General features: G+C 53.0%; 13 protein-coding genes. 6 read left to right on the plus strand and 7 right to left on the minus strand.

Going from position 1 to position 12,226, the window contains the following annotated elements:
• Nucleotides 1-13: 13 nt before the first annotated feature.
• The 3 genes from ACFQ2I_RS04090 to ACFQ2I_RS04100 are packed head-to-tail and all read left to right on the plus strand — an operon-like array spanning nt 14 to nt 2,953.
• Nucleotides 14-1,270 (plus strand): CapA family protein, encoded by a 1,257-nt coding sequence (locus tag ACFQ2I_RS04090; RefSeq protein ID WP_377562355.1) that lies wholly within the window; start codon nt 14-16, stop codon nt 1,268-1,270.
• 47 nt (nt 1,271-1,317) lie between these two features.
• Nucleotides 1,318-2,085: a glycerophosphodiester phosphodiesterase gene (locus ACFQ2I_RS04095; protein ID WP_377562356.1), complete on the plus strand. Its 768-nt coding sequence runs from the start codon at nt 1,318-1,320 to the stop codon at nt 2,083-2,085.
• 7 nt (nt 2,086-2,092) lie between these two features.
• Nucleotides 2,093-2,953 carry a DUF92 domain-containing protein gene (locus tag ACFQ2I_RS04100; protein WP_377562357.1) on the plus strand — a complete coding sequence of 287 codons (861 nt, stop codon included), beginning with the start codon at nt 2,093-2,095 and terminating at the stop codon, nt 2,951-2,953.
• A gap of 124 nt (nt 2,954-3,077) precedes the next feature.
• Here ACFQ2I_RS04100 and pepF read toward each other — a convergent pair whose 3' ends face one another.
• The 3 genes from pepF to ACFQ2I_RS04115 form a co-directional block, all read right to left on the minus strand.
• The gene (gene pepF / locus ACFQ2I_RS04105; RefSeq protein WP_377562965.1) at nt 3,078-4,874 is read right to left on the minus strand and encodes an oligoendopeptidase F; all 1,797 of its coding nucleotides are present in this window, start codon (nt 4,872-4,874) and stop codon (nt 3,078-3,080) included.
• A 249-nt stretch (nt 4,875-5,123) separates the two neighbouring features.
• Entirely contained in the window at nt 5,124-5,312 is a 189-nt protein-coding gene (locus tag ACFQ2I_RS04110; protein ID WP_377562358.1) for a hypothetical protein, read from the minus strand.
• Nucleotides 5,313-5,357: 45 nt separating this feature from the next.
• Nucleotides 5,358-5,591: a hypothetical protein gene (locus ACFQ2I_RS04115; protein ID WP_377562359.1), complete on the minus strand. Its 234-nt coding sequence runs from the start codon at nt 5,589-5,591 to the stop codon at nt 5,358-5,360.
• A 188-nt stretch (nt 5,592-5,779) separates the two neighbouring features.
• On the opposite strand from ACFQ2I_RS04115, the gene ACFQ2I_RS04120 reads away from it, so the two are divergent.
• Nucleotides 5,780-5,977, plus strand: coding sequence for a cold shock domain-containing protein (locus ACFQ2I_RS04120; protein WP_262675250.1), 198 nt, complete (start codon nt 5,780-5,782; stop codon nt 5,975-5,977).
• Between the two features lie 103 nt (nt 5,978-6,080).
• Here ACFQ2I_RS04120 and ACFQ2I_RS04125 read toward each other — a convergent pair whose 3' ends face one another.
• Nucleotides 6,081-7,280: an MFS transporter gene (locus ACFQ2I_RS04125; protein ID WP_377562360.1), complete on the minus strand. Its 1,200-nt coding sequence runs from the start codon at nt 7,278-7,280 to the stop codon at nt 6,081-6,083.
• Nucleotides 7,281-7,473: 193 nt separating this feature from the next.
• Between ACFQ2I_RS04125 and ACFQ2I_RS04130 the strand changes: the two genes are divergently transcribed.
• Nucleotides 7,474-8,556, plus strand: a complete 1,083-nt coding sequence (locus ACFQ2I_RS04130; protein WP_377562361.1) for a tetraprenyl-beta-curcumene synthase family protein — start codon at nt 7,474-7,476, stop codon at nt 8,554-8,556.
• 71 nt (nt 8,557-8,627) lie between these two features.
• On the plus strand, nt 8,628-9,596 hold the full coding sequence (gene pfkA / locus ACFQ2I_RS04135; RefSeq protein ID WP_377562362.1) for a 6-phosphofructokinase: 969 nt from the start codon (nt 8,628-8,630) through the stop codon (nt 9,594-9,596).
• A gap of 54 nt (nt 9,597-9,650) precedes the next feature.
• Here pfkA and ACFQ2I_RS04140 read toward each other — a convergent pair whose 3' ends face one another.
• The 3 genes from ACFQ2I_RS04140 to ACFQ2I_RS04150 all read right to left on the minus strand — a co-directional run bounded on the left by ACFQ2I_RS04140 (nt 9,651) and on the right by ACFQ2I_RS04150 (nt 12,161).
• Nucleotides 9,651-10,859 (minus strand): putative glycoside hydrolase, encoded by a 1,209-nt coding sequence (locus ACFQ2I_RS04140; RefSeq protein ID WP_377562363.1) that lies wholly within the window; start codon nt 10,857-10,859, stop codon nt 9,651-9,653.
• A gap of 148 nt (nt 10,860-11,007) precedes the next feature.
• Complete coding sequence (locus tag ACFQ2I_RS04145; RefSeq protein WP_377562365.1) at nt 11,008-11,202, minus strand: hypothetical protein; 195 nt, start codon at nt 11,200-11,202, stop codon at nt 11,008-11,010.
• A gap of 155 nt (nt 11,203-11,357) precedes the next feature.
• Nucleotides 11,358-12,161, minus strand: a complete 804-nt coding sequence (locus ACFQ2I_RS04150; RefSeq protein ID WP_377562967.1) for a YitT family protein — start codon at nt 12,159-12,161, stop codon at nt 11,358-11,360.
• Nucleotides 12,162-12,226 lie beyond the last annotated feature (65 nt).

Consider the following 12,226-nt stretch of genomic DNA (forward strand, 5'->3'; position numbering starts at 1 on the left):
CCGCCGTCGCTTCATGACAAGCTTAGTGATTACCGGGGCCATGCTAATCGGCGCTGGCGTCTACCTGTCTATCGGCGATGATCCTCTATTATTCGACTTCAAGAAAGCAGCTCCTTCTGCAAGCGACACTGCTTCCGACAAGCCGGTGAACGGCGGGGAGGATGAGAAGGGCACCGATGCCGAAGATCGTGGCGGCGAGGTTCAGACCGAGCAACAGCCTGATGACGGTAACGGGATAGACGCGGTGAAGGGACAGGATGTTGCCGCGAGCGATGAAGCAGGGAATGATCAAGAGGGCGCTTTGCCAATGCCGGACGAAGAGTTTGTCGCACTGTCATTCGTGGGAGACTTGCTCCCAGACTACTACATAAATGATCTGCTGCAAACCCACGGCTATGATTATCCCTATCGTAATATCCTTTTTTATTTGAGCGAGCCTGACGTGATGGCGGGCAATTTGGAGACGCCCATTACGCTTCGTGGCACGCCGATGTCGCATGAGAACTTGGAATATGTGTACAAGGGCTCCCCTGAAGCGCTTCCGGCAATAGCGAGTGCCGGGTTCGACGTATTCAATCTGGCCAACAATCATGCCATGGACCAAGGCGTAGAGGGAATGCTGGATACGATGATGCACTTGGAAGAAGCGGATCTTGCGTACTTCGGTACAGGGAGCAACGATGCCGAAGCATTCCGGCCGCTTCTGAAGGAAGTAAGGGGGATGAAGGTGGCCTATATCGGCCTTAGTCGCGTCATTCCGTTCCCGGAGCTGAAGGCGGACAGGAATGTGCCCGGCATCGCGGAGACGTACGATACGACAAGAGCGGTTCAAGCGATCGCCAAGGCAGAGGAGGAGGCGGATATTGTAGTCGTGATGGTGCATTGGGGCAGTAACAATAAAGAAGAGCTGGAACCGTACCAAAGCCGTTTCGCGAAGGAATATATCGATGCGGGGGCGGATCTTGTTATCGGCAGCCACCCGCATCTGCTGCAAGGATTCGAGAAGTATAAGGACCGCTGGATTGCTTATAGTCTAGGGAACTTTATTTTCTCCAAAAATCCGGAAGGGAAGTTCGGTGAGACGGGTGTGCTGGATGCGCACTGCACGAAGATGGGGGAATGCGAGCTGACCTTCCACCCGATGCGGGTCGTCGACGCGCAGCCTGTTCCGATGGGAGAAGAGGAAGCGGCAGTCATGCTGGACAGGCTGTCAGCCATATCTTATGGAGTACGGGTGAATGAAGACGGCAGGCTGGAAGCGGAGAAGTGATGACAAGATACCATCTAGGATGAACAGCAAGAGAGGGGAACGACGGGATGAAGAATCCTTGCGTAGCGCATCGCGGCTGGTCGAGCCGGGCGCCTGAGAATACGATGGCTGCATTCCAACTGGCGATCGATGCGAAAGATATAGAGTGGATCGAATGCGATGTGCAGCTGTCGAGAGACGGCGTGCCGGTCGTTATACACGATTACAATCTGCGGCGAACAACGAACGGACGGGGCGATGTGAGGAGCTGGACGGCGGCGGAGTTGGCCTCGCTGGATGCAGGCGGCTGGTTCTCTCCGCAGTTCAAGGGAGAATCCATTCCGACGCTGGAAGAGCTGCTAACCGCAGCTGCCGGCCGCTGCAAGCTGAATATTGAATTGAAGACGGATGGAGTCCGCTATCCCTCGCTGGAGGAGGAGGTGCTCCAGCTGATCCGGGAGCATCATGCAGAAGCGGATGTGGTCATTACGTCCTTCCATGCCGGGGCGCTTCATAAGCTGAGAGGGCTGACTTCCGTCGTACGGACCGGCCTCATCGTGGATGGATGGAGATCGACGCTAATCGAGGAGCTGGAAGGACTGGGAGCGGACTTCCTGTCGATCGGTTATTCCAAGCTGAATGGAGAGCGCATGGAGCGACTGAAGGAAGCCGGTATACAGACGATGGCGTGGACCGTGAACGACAAGCGGCTCATTCGAAAGCTGACTCTGCTCGGGCCTGAGCTTCTTATATGCACGAATTATCCGGACCGCTGGCGAGAAGTGGCAGGACAGGAGAGAGTGAGCGGTAAGATGTCGCTATTGAAAGGATGGTGAGCGGGCAATGGTCGGAATATGGGACGAATGGTGGCTAAGGTTGATAATTGGCTTCCTGGGCAGCGGCGCCGCTGCTGCGCTCGCTTACCGCGAAAGGGCGTTGACGGCATCTGGGGCCTGGTCAGCCCTGTTAATGGGGACAGGCTTCGTGACACTCGGTGAGCCGCTGTGGTTCGGGCTGCTGATCGCGTTCTTCCTATCATCTACGGCGTGGTCGAAGTGGAAGAGGAATCATCGGCAGAAAGCGCAAGCGGAGCGCAACTACGAGAAGACAGGCCGCCGCGACGCCGGTCAGGTGTGGGCGAACGGAGGTGTCGGACTGCTGCTCTGCGCTGCGCATGCCATATGGCCCCATGAAGGCCTGGTGTATGCGTTCATCGGCGTGATGGCCGCCGTGAACGCGGATACTTGGGCGACCGAGATCGGTGCTCTCAGCCGTACGGCGCCGCGCTCCATCCGGAGCGGCAAGCCGGTCGCCCCCGGCACGAGCGGCGGCGTCACGCCGCTCGGCAGCGCAGCCGCGCTGGCGGGTGCCGTCTTCATCGGCGCGGCAGCCGCGCTGCTGCAGGCGCTCCAGCAGCCGGCATCAGCGGCTGCCGACGCGCCCGCGGCAACCGCGGCGGCGTACATCGCTGCGGCAGCCGCAGCAGGCCTGGCCGGGGCGTTCGCCGATTCGCTGCTTGGCGCCACCGGCCAGGCCATGTTCCGCTGCCGGGTGTGCGGCAGCGAGACGGAGCGCGCCGAGCACTGCGGTCGACCGGCGCGGCATGAGCGCGGCTTCGCCGCGCTGAACAACGACAGGGTGAACCTGCTGTCGTCGTTGTTCGCCGGACTGCTGGCTGCCGCCATCGGCCATCTGCTGGCTTAATTGCTCCGGCAGATCATGATCGATCAGAACAAAGCCCTTGCCAGAGCTGCGCAGCAGCGCATAGCCGGCAAGGGCTTTTATATTACTGTATTCTGATTTCGTATGGAGCGAGTGCCGTTCCGCACTATTTGCCGGAGGTAAGCTGCTCCATCTGCTTGATTAAATCCTCGAACACGCTCATTGCCTGCTCGATCGGTTCCGGAGTAGACATGTCTACTCCGGCTTTCTTCAGAATGTTGATGGAGAAGTCACTGCCGCCGCTTTTCAGGAAGCCGAGATAGCGGTCCACCGCCGGCTGGCCTTCCTCCAGAATCTGCTTGCAGAAGCTCGTCGCCGCCGAGAAGCCCGTCGCATATTTGTACACATAGAAGCTGTTGTAGAAATGCGGAATGCGAGCCCACTCCATCTCAATGTCCTTATCGACGACCATATCCTTGCCGTAATAGTTCACGTTCAGGTCGTAGTAGATTTTGCTGAGCTCCTGCGGTGTTAGCGATTCGCCACTCTCCGTACGCTCATGCACAATTTTCTCGAACTCCGCGAACATCGTCTGACGGAATACCGTCGTGCGGAATTGATCCGCGTAATAGGTAAGGAGATACATTTTCTCCTTGTCGTCCGTTGATTTGCCCAGCAAGTAATCCATCAACAGCGCCTCGTTCAGTGTCGAGGCGACCTCCGCCAGGAAGATCGTATATTGCGCATCGCGGTAATCCTGATTGCCGTCGGAATAATAGGAATGCAAGGCATGACCCATCTCGTGCGTCAGCGTGAACATGCTGTTCAGGTTGTCCTTGTGGTTGAGCAGCACATAGGGGTGGGTGCCGTACGAGCCCCAGCTGTATGCGCCGCTTCGCTTCCCTTCGTTCTCGTATACATCGATCCATCCATTGTCGTAGCCATCCTGCAGCGCTGCCACATAGTCTTCGCCAAGCGGCTTCAAGCTCTCCTTCACGATGCCTTTCGCCTCGTCATAGCTGATCGGCATATCGAATTCTTCCACCAGCGGGGCGAATAGATCGTACATATGCAGTTCATCTACCCCGAGCAGCTTCTTGCGAAGCTCCATGTAGCGGTGCATAAGAGGCAGGTGCTTATGGATCGTATCGATCAGGTTGGTGTACACTTCCTTCGGAATGTTATCTCCGTACAATGACATGCCAAGCACTGAATCATACTTGCGAGCCTTGGCATAAAAAATGTTTTTTGTCACGTTTGCGTTTAATGTGGCGGCCAAAGTGTTTTTCAGCTTGCCATATGTATCGTACATGGTGTGGAAGGCTTCCTTGCGAACTTCGCGATTTTTGCTCTCCAGAAATTGAATGTAACGCCCGTGCGTTAATTCCACTTCTTCGCCATTCTCATTTTTCACTTTCGGGAATTTCATATCGGCGTTGTTCAGCATGCCGAAAATATTGCCCGGCGCAGAGCTGACATTACCGACCTGCGCCAGCAGCGCTTCTTCGCTCTTGGATAGGACATGAGCCTTCTGACGGCGCATTTCCTCCAGCGTATGCCGGTACTTCGCCAACTGCTCGCTCTTGATCATTGCGTCAAGCGCATCATCGGTCAGGCTGAGCACCTCCGGCGTGACGAACGACAGCGCTTCTCCCAGCTCTACGCTCAGCTTGCGCGCCTTCTCCGACAGCGATTGGTTGCCCGGCTCCGCCATATCTTCATGATGCTTCATGTTGGCGAATACATATAGCCGTTCTACATGCAACGACAACTCATCCTCCCGCTCGAAGCAGGCTTTCAACTGCATCGGGTCGGACAGCTTGCCTTGGTATTCTGCCATTTTGCCCATGAGCGACTTTACTTTGTCATACTCCTCGTCCCACTGCTTCTGAGAGAGGAAGATATCCTCCAGCTTCCAGCGATAGGCTGCATCCGTCTCTGAACGTTTAAGTAATTGACTCATCGAATTCCTCCTAGAATGAGATTGATCGACTTTGTGATGGGACAGCTTCGCGCCGAATGAATAGATTGGCATTGCTGCCGCGCTTTGAGACAGCGTGACGGCAAGCAGCAGGGGCAGCCACTTCTTCATGATCTCACCTCAAGAGCAATAGTTATCGTCATCCCGGCAGTCGGGAACAGCATCCCTTCCACGGCGGGAATAAGTTTCTCTCACTATGCCCTCTCGACTATTGGATTATACGAAAGACTGTCACTGCTGGTCCGTTCCCATATTGAACAAAGCGTATACGATAAGAAAAAATGCAAAGCCGATCAACAATATCGAGATGATGGCCATTGCTCTTCGCATACGCGCCGGAATGGAATCCCGCTTCATGATGAGTACGACGCCGAGCGAAAAGGCCGCGATGATGAATATGAGCGATGATGTAGCATCCATGTCAGATGTATGTACCTCCTCTCATGAATATGCTTAGGAAGTCGGCTACACTTGTTTGAATGCGCTCATGATGTTCGCTAGTTCTTCTTCGCTGCCTTTGAAATCTTCAGGCCGGAATCGCTTCTCTGCCCAGTTCATCATTTCGGGTCGGCCTACGAAGGTATGGCAGTCTTCTCCCCATTCATCAGATATTTCGCGTACGATTAACGTTTTGCCCTGCACCTCGACAGTGAGCATGTTGTATTTATCGCGTTTGTAAATTTGATGCTTTTTAAACATAGTTTATCACCTCTTGCTCAATGTTTATCGTAATATTACCATAATAGCTATTCTGGACAGGCTAAGCAATAAGAATAGCAACGCCATTTGTTGCGCCGTACCACCTGCAATTGCATTTCTTTTTTTGGAACGTTATAATGAATGCATTCGCTGATCAAACAGCGATTAACTTTAGGAGGTTATGCAAGTTGAAAGGTACTGTGAAATGGTTCAACGCAGAGAAAGGCTACGGCTTTATTCAAGTGGAGAACGGAGAAGACGTGTTCGTCCATTACTCTGCAATCCAAGGTGATGGCTTTAAATCGCTGGAGGAAGGTCAAGAGGTGGAATTCGACATTACGGAAGGAAACCGCGGCTCTCAAGCGGCAAACGTCCATAAACTATAAGTGAAAGTGGCACGTTGCATGAAGGGATTTACCCCAGCACCTCGCGCATCCATTGGATGCGCGTTTTTTATTGTTGCTCCGGCAAATATACCCCGTTCGGAAGTTAAACGCCCCGGGACCTGAAGTGGTAGACCAGGAAGCCGGCAGCAGCCGCAAGACCGATCGCTGTGCCTGTCTGATAGAAAACGGCTCGGCCGAATTGCTCATAGAGGAAACCTCCCAGCACCCCGCTCGCGAGTCCCGCCAAGCCGATCCAGACGACAGCGTATACGGCTTGTCCCGAAGAGCGGTACTCATCGGGGATGAGATGCGAGATGTATCTAAGCGCCGAAGAGAAGTAGACGCCGAACGTAATGCTGTGCATGGTCTGCACAGCGATAATCCAGGCAGGCTCCTCTATTCTTCCGATTAGCCACAAGCGAAGAGCGTACATGAGCGATGCGAATACAAGCAGCGGAAGCTCTCGCAGCTTGTGTCCGTACTTGCCAAGCAGGAACAGAATTGGGATTTCGCTGACGGCGGATACGAGCCATGCCAGTCCGACCAGTGAATCGCTCGCGCCTAGCTGGCGCATCGTGACGGCTAGAAAGCTCTCATACATGCGATGCGAGACGGACACTAACAGGATTAGCAAGAAGAAGAACAAGACGCGCCGCTCACGAAGCAGCTTGAAAAAACCTGAGAACTGGAAGCGCACCGCGCTCTCCTGATAATCTTTCAACAGCAATGTCGCAATGAAGGATAAGCTGATTGTCCCAGCCGTTAAAGCAAGAGTCCATTCCGTGCCGATCTGCTTCAGCAATAATCCGAATGTGTAGGCGCAGCAAGCGAACCCGAGCGAGCCGAAGATGCGAACGAGCGCGTACGGCGTTCCCGTATGCTTGCTGGACAGCAGGATCATACTGTCGGACAGCGGCAATATCGGGGTCTGGAAAAAATAAAAAGCGGTCATCATGACGCAAACGATCGCAAACTGGGAGACTGGGAGCAATAGCCCAATCATGACGAGCTGTCCAAGCAGCAGCAACAGGAGTAATTTGCGGATCGTACGGTATTTATCGCTGGCAAACCCCATCAGGATGTTGGCAAAAATGGAGATGAACGGGCCGGTGGAATAAATGATGCCAATTTGTCCTTCCGTGAAGCCCATATCCAAAAAGTATAACGGGATAAACGAAACGACAAGTGCTTGCGTGGCAAAGGTTAAAAAGCTGAATGAACGGAGCGCGGCCGTTTCTCGCTTGGCGGTTGCAGATAGATCGCCTGTGCGCTCCTGAGCGGCTACGGCATTTATGCCCTTCATAATAGGTCATCTCACTCCGTCTCTTTGGTAGAATGGCATGTTATCCAGTATACCACGAATGGCAAGCGTAGGAATCGCTGGATTATTGTCGATTGAAATGGTACATTATTGAGTGGAGGTTTAATGGATTGGGATCAATAATTGGAGCCTCGTCGGCACTCCCAAGGAGATTTACAGCAGAGGAGGTGCGTTCATGAGATTGACGACTTTATCAGAGGCTGGAGCGCCCAAGGGACCGATCAAGCTGATGCATCGTGTATACAAGTATGTGCTGCCAGAAGTAGAAGAAGAGTTGAGGAAGCTTCGCCTTCGCGCAGAAGCCATACCGGATGCGGAATTGCGGGGACAAGCGCTAAGCAGCATGAGCGACAAGAAATTCCATTGCCAGGGCGGAGGCGTGTACGCGGCAGCCAACCTGGAATACCGGCACGTGCTCATACCGTTAATCGTCGCTCTTCAGACGATCAGCGATTATTTGGACAATTTGTGCGACCGAAGCACTTCATTGGATGCCGACGACTTCCGACTGCTCCATCAGTCCATGCTGGATGCGGTGAATCCGGAGGCGGAGCTTCGCGATTATTACAGGTTGCGCAGCGAACGTGATGATGGCGGCTACTTGCATCATCTTGTTCGTACTTGCCAGAGCTGCGTGACGCAGCTGCCATCCTACCGTAGTGTGCAGGGACATGTGAAGGAATTAGTGGGGTTATATAGCGATCTGCAGGTGTACAAGCATATACACATCGATAGGAGAGAAGAGCAGCTGATGACGTGGTGGGAGAAGCATCGCGACCATTATCCTCATCTGCAGTGGAATGAATTCGCTGCGGCAACGGGATCTACGCTGGGCATGTTCATGCTGTTCCTGGCGGCTGCGGAGGACGGGCTGTCGCAGGAGGACGCTGCAGGCATTCGATCCGTATACTTTCCGCATGTATGCGGATTGCATATATTGCTAGACTATTTAATCGATCAGGAAGAAGACCAATTGGGCGGGGATCTTAATTTTTGCAATTATTACGACAATCAACAATTGCTGATTCAGCGAATCGGAACGATTGTGGAACGCGCGAGGGAAGACGTCAAGCGGCTTCCAGCTTCCCGTTTTCACAGGCTCATTATCGAAGGGCTTCTAGCCCTCTATCTGTCAGACCCCAAGGTGAGCGATCAGACGGAAGTGAAGAAGGTGTCTCGAAAGCTGATGAAGAAGAGTCCCATTACGCGCCTGTTCTTCTTGGTCAATAGCAACTGGATACGCAGGCAGCAAGCTTAACGGCTGTAGTCGGCGCGTTCCGTTCAACATATTTTTAACGCAATCATGCACATCAGAGTGGAGGAATGATTATGTCTGCAGTGAAATCAATTGCAGTACTGACGAGTGGTGGAGATTCTCAAGGGATGAATGCAGCGGTAAGGGCTGTCGTGCGCAGCGCCTTGTTCCACGGACTGGAGGTATACGGCGTACAGCGCGGTTTTCAAGGACTGTTGAATGATGATCTTCGGCCGATGGATCTGCGCAGTGTGGGCGATATTATACAGCGCGGCGGAACGATCTTGCAGACTGCACGCTGCAAGGAGTTCACAACGCCGGAGGGGCAGCAGCGCGGCGCGGATATTCTTCGCACTAGAGGTATCGACGGCCTCGTGGTCATCGGCGGCGACGGATCGTATCAGGGCGCGAACAAGCTTAGCAAGCTGGGCATTAAGACGATGGGCTTGCCGGGAACGATCGATAACGACATCCCGTTCACAGACGTGACGATCGGATTCGATACGGCGGTAAGTATCGTAGTGGATGCTATTAACAAAATTCGCGACACGATGTCCTCTCATGAGCGCTCCTCCGTAGTGGAAGTCATGGGACGCCATTGCGGCGACATCGCCCTGTATGCCGGTCTGGCCAGCGGTGCCGAGACGATTCTCGTGCCGGAGGTGCCGTTCGATCTACAAGAAGTGGCGACGCGCATGAAAACTAATTTCACCAATGGTAAGCGACATAGCATTATCATCGTAGCCGAAGGGGCGGCGAAAGGCGAGGACGTAGCGCAGCAAATTACTTCAATCAGCGGCATAGAGGCGAGAGTGACCGTGCTGGGCCATATTCAGAGGGGTGGCACGCCGACGGCCCAAGATCGCATTCTGGCCAGCCGATTGGGCGATTTCGCGGTGCGTCAGCTTATCGCAGGCGATTCTGGCAAGTCATGCGGCGTCGTGAAGGGCGAATTGACGACGACAGACATTGAGACTGTCACGAAAACCAAGAAGCCGTTCGACATGGACATGTATGAGTTGGCTTTGCGTCTGTCGCAATAAGGAAGAAGAAAACGTACAGGGCTGGAGTAGCGATTCGCTTCTCCAGCCCTGTTCTCATTTATAATCTACGTTCGGAGAATACTTGTTCCCGGCATTCCAGAGCAAGTACTCGTCAACTCCAGAGTCTTTCAAAGCCTTAATTTGCGCTTCCACTTCCGCTTTACCGTACTTGATATAATTGCCCCTACCGAGCCAGCTCGCGGTAAAGTCTTGAATCCAGGGGCGTATAATCGGCTTAAGTTCACCGGTATCCGCCAGCTTCTTATGCGTGTCCTGGATCGCCCCTTTAATCGTCTCATAGGGGCTTCTGTCAGGCGTCTTTTGGTTGAACCAGCCTGCGCTGTAATGGCTGGGGTAGATCATTGGCGATATAATGTGCACATCGTTGGAGATCTTGACGAAGTCCTGGCCGATTCCTTCAGCAGCAGGCACCGATGCCGCATAACCGAATATATCGACCGATACCCTGACTCCGAGCGGTTCCAACTGTTCTCTGGCGTATTTCACGAAGCCAGCTACAGCGTCTACCCGGGAGAGCCCCTCCGTCTTGGTGAACGTTAAGGAGTCAGCGCGGTTCTCGAAGCCTTCCGGGAATCGGACATAATCGAACTGAATTTCTTTGAATCCCAGCCGAGCCGCTTCCTTGGCCACGGCAATATTATAGTCCCATACTTCCTTGTCATAAGGATTGACGAAGCTTTCGCCACGGCCATTTTTCCAGATGGTTCCGTCTTCATGAAGGAAGGACAGCTCCGGCCGTTTGACGGCAAGCACAGTATCTTTGAATACGACGATTCTTGCGATAGGATAAATTTCGAACTCGTTGAGCGTTTTCATGAGATTGTCGACATTCGGAATGAATTTCTTCGGCGTACCCAACTCCAGCAACTCCGGTGTGGCTGTCTGGTAAGTAATGTACCCGTTGTCGTCCTTAATGTCGATGACCATGCTGTTTAGCTCGGTATTGTCAATCAGTTCCAGTAAGCTCGTCATGCGTGGATGACCGGTCGTGTGGGCGGTGACATAGATGCCTTTCACGATGGGAGCGTTCGGTTGCGGGTCCTTCTTGACGGCCGGAGCGGCATTCGGATCCGCTGCTTGCTGGTCTTCTTCGGTCAGCGTCTGCATATTTGGCTGCAGAATGGTGTCGCCGGCTGCTGCATTTATCGAGGCGATCGCCAACTGTTTGGCTGCGATATGCTCCTCGCCAGTGCCGGTCAGCAAGCTGTAAAGCAGCAGAAAAGTAGAAATAATGATATCCATTATGCACTCTCCCCGTTAGCTATTCTGAAACAAATTATAAAGCACAACCAGTCGCGGGTCACTCTTTTTTTGACGGAGGCGAATAACGAAAAACGCCAGTCGAGCAGTAGCGGTCGACTGGCGCACACATTGTTCCTATCTCCCGGACCTAATGAAGCCAAGCTTCCTTCTGCCCGTTGCAGATGCTGACTTGTACGATTTCTGCAGCGTCGGCAGGCTCGAGCAGAGCAAGGCCGTCTCGGAGAACGATACTAGTGTCAAGCTCCCTGGTTGTGAGAAATGGACTCAGTTCAGGAACAAGCCGTTCTACGATTTCAGACAATTTCACTGTTTCCATATCCATCTGGCATCACCCTTTCATCCTAATCTTCGTCATTAGAAAGCCGGGTACATCCTATGGCAAGAAACTTGGGTTGCGGGATACGACTATTATAACAGGAACCAATTGAAAAACATAGCGATTGGAAGAGAAATCCATGTATATACATATGAGATGCCTTAATCATCGTTTCCGTTCCGGAAATCGCCAACGACGCCTACGGTCTCTACAATATTGATGAACGCATGGGCGTCGATCGAAATGATCGTTTTGCACAGCTCATTAAGCTCATATTTTGTACGGACAGTCATGAGCATATCTCTCTCTGCGGAAGAGTAGGCTCCTCTTGTTTTGACAATCGTGATTCCTCTTGGGTGGGTGAGCAGCCTCGCCAGAATTTCCTCCGTCTTCGTCGTAATGATGAAGGCGGTCACTTTAATATGTCTCACATGAATAAGATCTACTATTTTTCCTGCTGTGAAAATAGCGACCAGGGAATACAGCGCCAAGTCCCAATTGCCCGAAAATAAAATCAATATGGCAATGACACTGCCATTAAGTAAAAATATGAGCATTCCTACCGGCAAGTCGCGCTTGCGCGTCACAATGGAAGCGACGACGTCGAATCCGCCCGAGGAACCTCCGTAGCGAAGAGCAAGCCCGCTTCCAAAGCCGATCATAATGCCGCCGAATACGGCACCCAGCAAGATGTCGTCGGCGATCGGCTTCACGGGAATGATCTGCAGAAGAAGACTCGATACGATGACGGAGTAGATGCTCCACATGACAAAGCGACGTCCCAGCGCATACCAGCCCCATATGAGGATGGGGAGGTTCAGGAACAAGAACAGCCAACCGATATTCCCGCCTGTTATGTAACCTATCATCATGGAGATGCCGGACATGCCGCCGCTGAGTAACTGATGAGGAATGAGCAACAGGTTGAAGCCAGCTGCAACCAATAACGCTCCCATTGTCATCATGAGAATCGTTATGCCGTAGCGTGATTTATGGACGTTCAATACAATCTCTCCTATGCCATTCAGAG

Origin of the sequence: Paenibacillus chungangensis, from assembly GCF_042675905.1 — a bacterium.
In the GTDB taxonomy this organism is placed as follows: Bacteria; Bacillota; Bacilli; order Paenibacillales; family Paenibacillaceae; genus Pristimantibacillus; species Pristimantibacillus chungangensis.

Bases quoted from the DNA above. Each gene is read 5' to 3' on its own strand.
- ACFQ2I_RS04090 (WP_377562355.1), top strand. From the start codon at position 14: ATGACAAGCTTAGTGATTACCGGGGCCATGCTAATCGGCGCTGGCGTC.
- ACFQ2I_RS04095 (WP_377562356.1), top strand. From the start codon at position 1,318: ATGAAGAATCCTTGCGTAGCGCATCGCGGCTGGTCGAGCCGGGCGCCT.
- ACFQ2I_RS04100 (WP_377562357.1), top strand. From the start codon at position 2,093: ATGGTCGGAATATGGGACGAATGGTGGCTAAGGTTGATAATTGGCTTC.
- pepF (WP_377562965.1), bottom strand. From the start codon at position 4,874: ATGAGTCAATTACTTAAACGTTCAGAGACGGATGCAGCCTATCGCTGG.
- ACFQ2I_RS04110 (WP_377562358.1), bottom strand. From the start codon at position 5,312: ATGGATGCTACATCATCGCTCATATTCATCATCGCGGCCTTTTCGCTC.
- ACFQ2I_RS04115 (WP_377562359.1), bottom strand. From the start codon at position 5,591: ATGTTTAAAAAGCATCAAATTTACAAACGCGATAAATACAACATGCTC.
- ACFQ2I_RS04125 (WP_377562360.1), bottom strand. From the start codon at position 7,280: ATGAAGGGCATAAATGCCGTAGCCGCTCAGGAGCGCACAGGCGATCTA.
- ACFQ2I_RS04130 (WP_377562361.1), top strand. From the start codon at position 7,474: ATGAGATTGACGACTTTATCAGAGGCTGGAGCGCCCAAGGGACCGATC.
- pfkA (WP_377562362.1), top strand. From the start codon at position 8,628: ATGTCTGCAGTGAAATCAATTGCAGTACTGACGAGTGGTGGAGATTCT.
- ACFQ2I_RS04140 (WP_377562363.1), bottom strand. From the start codon at position 10,859: ATGGATATCATTATTTCTACTTTTCTGCTGCTTTACAGCTTGCTGACC.
- ACFQ2I_RS04145 (WP_377562365.1), bottom strand. From the start codon at position 11,202: ATGGATATGGAAACAGTGAAATTGTCTGAAATCGTAGAACGGCTTGTT.
- ACFQ2I_RS04150 (WP_377562967.1), bottom strand. From the start codon at position 12,161: ATGATGACAATGGGAGCGTTATTGGTTGCAGCTGGCTTCAACCTGTTG.